General features: G+C 59.5%; 4 protein-coding genes and 1 pseudogene. 4 read left to right on the forward strand and 1 reads right to left on the reverse strand.

All coding sequences use genetic code 11. The annotated features are described in order from the left end of the window. Window positions 1–19: 19 nt before the first annotated feature. From NKH99_RS32415 to NKH99_RS32430, 4 genes and pseudogenes are all read left to right on the forward strand, one after another. Window positions 20–193, forward strand: a pseudogene (locus tag NKH99_RS32415) (IS110 family transposase); the annotation flags it as partial. Between the two features lie 548 nt (window positions 194–741). After that, window positions 742–1,578 (forward strand): transporter substrate-binding domain-containing protein, encoded by an 837-nt coding sequence (locus NKH99_RS32420; RefSeq protein WP_353017926.1) that lies wholly within the window; start codon window positions 742–744, stop codon window positions 1,576–1,578. 247 nt (window positions 1,579–1,825) lie between these two features. Beyond that, window positions 1,826–2,716: a polysaccharide deacetylase family protein gene (locus tag NKH99_RS32425; protein WP_353017928.1), complete on the forward strand. Its 891-nt coding sequence runs from the start codon at window positions 1,826–1,828 to the stop codon at window positions 2,714–2,716. A gap of 46 nt (window positions 2,717–2,762) precedes the next feature. Then, window positions 2,763–5,099: a penicillin acylase family protein gene (locus tag NKH99_RS32430; RefSeq protein ID WP_353017930.1), complete on the forward strand. Its 2,337-nt coding sequence runs from the start codon at window positions 2,763–2,765 to the stop codon at window positions 5,097–5,099. Here the strand turns inward: NKH99_RS32430 and NKH99_RS32435 are convergent. Continuing rightward, window positions 5,096–5,347, reverse strand: a 252-nt coding sequence (locus NKH99_RS32435) for a hypothetical protein (protein WP_353017932.1), incomplete at its 5' end; no start/stop codon positions are given. The genes NKH99_RS32430 and NKH99_RS32435 overlap by 4 nt on opposite strands.

Genomic DNA, 5,347 nt, shown 5'->3' on the forward strand with positions numbered 1-5,347 from the left:
AAGAGAGGGAGCGTCCACAATGGAAGTTAACACGATCGGATTGGACCTAGCGAAGAATGTGTTTCAGGCGCATGGAGCCGATGCGTCGGGAGCTACGCTGTTCCGCAAGAAGTTGCGCCTCGATCACGTGCTTCGGTTCCTAGCTGAGCAGCCGGCTTGCACGGTGGCGATAGAGGCGTGTGCCGGCAGCCATGGCGGCGAAGCGGATCATCCGCCGCGGCAGGCGCGCTTCGTGAGCTCCTCCGCTATCACCCAGCAGCCATGCCACGTCTCCGGCACGACCCTGCTGTGCTTCGCGCTTTTTCCAGACAGCCTCGGTGGACGAGTCACTTCGGAATGTCGTGGCGATTAGGTTAGGAATATCGCTGTACTTCCTGACCGCCGCGCCGGCGAAATCTGGGCGTGACCTCGATTGTGGGCTGCAGGTGGGACGCGGAATCATGAATGACGTGCAGGGCGCGCCTAACCGAAGCCATCCAACACGTCGCCGACCATACCCGGCGGCGGTGGGACTCGGGCCCTGCTCAGCGAGGTTCGACCTGCCGCAACGGCTGAAGGTGTCGCAATGATTCATATGGGTCATGATTTGACAATTAAAACAAATGTTGCAAACGCTGCCTAGGCGGGTTAGACATTTCGGTGGAGCAGGCATAGCCTAGGGAAACTGATCGGATTTCCAGATTCAGATCCCGACTTTCAGGTGGAGCTCGCGCCGACTTGGAACCATAAGGGGAACATCGCATGAACAAGTTTATGGCGATAATCGCAGCTGCAGGATCCCTCGCAGGTGCGTCCATGTCTTCTACGACCGCAGCCAGTGCCGGCGAAGTTCTTGACAAAGTGCTTGGAACCAAAACGCTGACTGTGGCGGTCGGCACGGACTGGGGGGAGATGTCGTTCCTCAACGACAAACACGAGCTCGATGGTTATGGTGTGGCGGTCGCCAAGGCCGTCGCGGAACGCCTCGGCGTGCAGGCCCAATTCGTCACGCCAGGTTGGGATGTCATCGTCGCCAGCAACTGGCAGGCCCGATGGGACCTTGCCATGTACATGACTCCCACGAAGGCCCGCGCCGAGAAATTCGACTTCCCGGCCGTGTATTTCTATGAGCCGGTGCTTGCCGCCGCTCACAAGAATAGTCAGGCCACCAAACTTTCCGACCTTGGCGGAAAGGTGGTCGGCGTGGCCTCGAACACTGCCGGAGAGTCGTATGTCAACCGCACGCTGAAGCCGGACTGGATCGGCGCCCAGCCGGTACAATTCCAGTTCGATCCCGGCGAGGTGAAGACCTACGCAAGCACCAATATCGCATTGGACGACCTGCGGCTCGGCGATGGTGTTCGTCTGGACGCAGTCCTAAGCAGCGGACCGATATTGCGGGGCGCGATCAAGTCCGGATACCCGTTGAAGGAACTCGACGGCATCGCATTCTATGCGCCGTCCGCTATCGTAGCTCAACGTGACGACAAGGAATTCAGCGACAAGATCGCGGCTGCCGTACAGAGCATGAGAGATGGGGGAACGCTCTCGCAGCTGTCGATCAAGTGGTACGGTGTGGACTACACCAGCCAGAAATAGTTCGCGAAGCATTAGGCGCCGCGGCTTGGCTGGCCGGGGTGCTCTTCTCAAGAGCCGCTATTCAAGCACCATCGGAAAGGCTTTCCCAGCCGCAAAGGGCGGCGCGGCATCACCGGTTCTCTGGCTCCGCGCCGCAACCAAGCGGCGAGGGCAAGAGCCGCGGACACGCGAAGGGGTGGACGTCGGCAGCAAGCTAGCTTCCGGGTGAGGGGATTCCCAAAGCACCCTAGCAGGAGGAGGACTATTCATGACCGGTCTCGGAGACGAAACCTGGAAGTGGCCCGAACATCGCTGGCGCGATTGCGCCAATCGCGTCCGTGCAGGCAAGCGGTTGACGCCGCCATGGCCCGAAGGCAAGCGCTGCGCTGTTGCCCTTTCATTCGACGTGGACCATGAAACAGTCGAATTGTATAACGGTGGAAAATCGATCAGCCGCATCTCTTCCGGGCAGTATGGCAACAGGCGAGGAATGCCTCGTATCATGTCTCTGCTTAGAAAATACGATATCAAGGCCAGTTTTTTCGTTCCCGCAGTCGCTGCAAAACTCTATCCCGACGAACAGCGCTCGGTTGCGGATGAAGGGCACGAAATCGGCATCCATGGCTGGATCCACGAACTCAATTCCCTGCTGCCGGCGGAGGACGAGCGGGATCTGATGATGCGCAGCGCCGATGCGCTCGAAGCGATCACAGGCGCTCGACCTGTCGGACTGCGCACCCCATCGTGGGATTTCTCCGAACAGACACTCGCGATCGCCCGGCAGATGGGGTTGCTCTATGATTCGTCGCTGATGGCCGATGATAGCTGCTACGAACTTCTGGAGAATGGCGAACGGACAGGTGTGATTGAGATACCGGTCGAATGGATCCGTGATGACGCACCCTACTTTGCAATGAGCACCACTGCACCGCTCAGGCCTCACACAAGTCCGGAAGCTGTTCTCAACATTTTCATGCGGGAATTTGAGCAGGCACATCTGGAAGGGGAGATGTTTCAACTCACCATGCATCCTACCAGAATTGGCTATCGTTCGAGAATCTGGATTCTCGAGGAACTGATCCGGGCCGCCAAAGCCAAGGGCGATGTCTGGTTCGCCACTCACCGACAGGTGGCCGAGCATGCATCGACTGAACTCTAGTAGCCGATATGTCGGGTAAGAACCCTCTAAGACAGGCACCTGGATCATGAACACCGAACCCGCGTTGCAGCGTCTGAAAGTCAAAGGCCTTCAGAGCGAAATTTCAATCAGTGTTGATGGGTGGGGCGTACCTCACATCCGAGCAAAGAACCTACAGGATCTTTTTTTCGCGCAGGGGTGGAATGCGGCACGGGATCGGCTGTGGCAGATCGATCTGGCTCGCAAACGGGGCCTGGGGCTTCTCTCGCGCGATTTTGGCCCCGGATATCTCGCGCAAGACAAAGCTTCACGCCTATTTCTCTATCGCGGCGACGTGGCCTCCGAATGGAAAGCCTATGGACCGGATACCGAAGAAATCTGCACTGCGTTCTCTGACGGCATCAATGCCTATGTGGATGCCTGCAACGCAGGTCTTGTCTCGCTTCCGCCGGAATTCGCCGTGCTTGGAAATCGGCCGGATCGCTGGAAGGCGGAAGATGTCGTGCGCATCCGCACCCATTGCCTGACGCGCAACGCGTCCTCCGAACTGCTGCGCTCCAAGGTGATGGCTCTGGCCGGCGTGGAACTCGGCGCCAGGCTCGATACACTTCGCAAGCAGTTGCCTCACGGCGGCACCCCTAGGCCCGCGAAGGGTTTCGACCCGGCAGTGATGAGCGACCGGGTATTGCAAGATTTTCAGCTCGCGGTGAGCCCGGTAACCTTCTCTCAGGAGAGACTCGACTGTTCACTCGAAGAGGCCGGCCTCTGGACTGTGATTGCGCCGACGGGTGACATCGCCCGTTCCGCCTTCGAGGAAGGCTCGAACAACTGGGCTATCTCGGCGGAGAGGACCACCACGGGCCGCCCCATTCTCGCCTTGGATCCTCACCGTACGCACACCTTGCCTTCTATTCGTTACGTCGTGCATCTGGCCATGCCGGGCCTGGACGTAATTGGCGCCGGGGAGCCCATGGTCCCCGGTGTGTCGATGGGACACAACGGAACAGCCGCCTTCGGCCTCACGATATTTGGCGCCGACCAAGAAGACATATACGTCTACGACACCGCTTCTGATGATCCTGACAGCTACGCCTACGATGCGGGCTGGGAAAAGGTGCGCGTCATCGAGGAAACTATCCCGGTCAAGGGATGCACAGAACAGACGGTGCGGCTGAAATTCACGCGGCACGGACCTGTAGTCTATCAGGATGTGAAGAACAACCGCGCTTTCGCGGTGAGGACCGTGCTGACGGATGCGGGCACGGCGCCCTACATGGCGAGCATCTCGGTCATGAGGGCAAAGACCTATCAGCAATATGCGCAAAGCCTCGAAAGCTGGCGAGCCCCGTCGGTCAATCACGTCTATGCCGACACGGGCAACACGATCGCCTGGCGGCCTGCCGGAGCAATGCCGGTGCGCACGAATTGGGATGGTCTCCTTCCTGTGCCCGGCGACGGCCGTTTTGAGTGGGATGGCTATCTCTGCCCAGAAAGAGTTCCATCGGTTGTCAATCCGGCGCGCGGCTTCGTCGCCACGGCAAACGCAATGAACATCCCGGATGAATGGACCAGGTCCAATCCTGCAGTCGGCTATGAGTGGTCGGAGAGCAGCAGGCACGACACGCTTCATCAGACGTTCAGCAACGGCAAGCCCGTCTCGATCGAGGACTGCATCCGTCTGCAATGTTCGACGTTTTCCCCCATTGCCGGGCGAGTCATTAAGGCGGTATCGCTGCTTCTCAAGGACGCGAACCCCGGGACAGTCTGGCCGTTCCTAGCGGAATGGGACGGCAACCTGTCTGCGGACTCCGCGCCGGCGGCCCTGTTCGAGGTCTGGCTGAGCAAACAGCTGGCTCCGCTGGTCGCCAGGCAGGAGGGGGCCGGGAGCCAGCTGATTCCCTTGCTGATGCCAGTGGAGGTTCAAAGGATCGCCGAGTGGCTGGAGAGCGCCGCGGGAGGTCCGGACCTGGTCGAGGCTCTGCGAAACAGCCTCGCGGATGCCTGGGCGGAGTGTTCGACACGGATGGGAGGAGATGCCGATACCTGGTCGTGGGGCCGTCTCCACGCGCTGGATCTGCGGCACTCCCTTCAGTCGGTCGTGGCTTCCAACTGGTCCCTGGAACCGGTGCCGATCGGCGGCAGCGGCTCGTGCATCAATTACGCGACCTATCGCCTGACCGACTTCTCGGTCGTCGCCGGCCCTTCCGTGCGCATGATCATCGACGTCGGAAACTGGGACGAGAGTCTTTTCGTCAACAATCCCGGGCAGTCCGGCGTTCCGGATTCCCCGCATTACTCGGACCTCGCGTCGATCTGGCAGCAAGGTGAATACAGGCCGTTGCTCTACTCCGCCGCGAAAGTCAATGCGGCGACTTCTTCGAAGTTCATTCTCGTGCCTGCCTAGAAGACGGCCTCTTCACCCGACAACCGTACATATTCAGTCTTGCTGTCCAGAACCCCTTCAAGGAAGCGAAAAGTGAACCAAACTTCCGCGAACTGCCGATCTCGGCGCCACCGAAGCTCAGCCTGATCGCCAGCCGGGCGCTTTCGCCGGTTGAGCTGGCTGACTGTCAATCGGCGTGCAAAATTGACCCCATAAGCTGGGGAATCGGCGTCCAATTTTGACCCCCTGATGCTTTGATTTGCGACCAT

This window comes from Mesorhizobium sp. M0854 (genome assembly GCF_040319815.1).
Lineage (GTDB): Bacteria > Pseudomonadota > Alphaproteobacteria > Rhizobiales > Rhizobiaceae > Mesorhizobium.

Bases quoted from the DNA above. Each gene is read 5' to 3' on its own strand.
- NKH99_RS32420 (WP_353017926.1), top strand. From the start codon at position 742: ATGAACAAGTTTATGGCGATAATCGCAGCTGCAGGATCCCTCGCAGGT.
- NKH99_RS32425 (WP_353017928.1), top strand. From the start codon at position 1,826: ATGACCGGTCTCGGAGACGAAACCTGGAAGTGGCCCGAACATCGCTGG.
- NKH99_RS32430 (WP_353017930.1), top strand. From the start codon at position 2,763: ATGAACACCGAACCCGCGTTGCAGCGTCTGAAAGTCAAAGGCCTTCAG.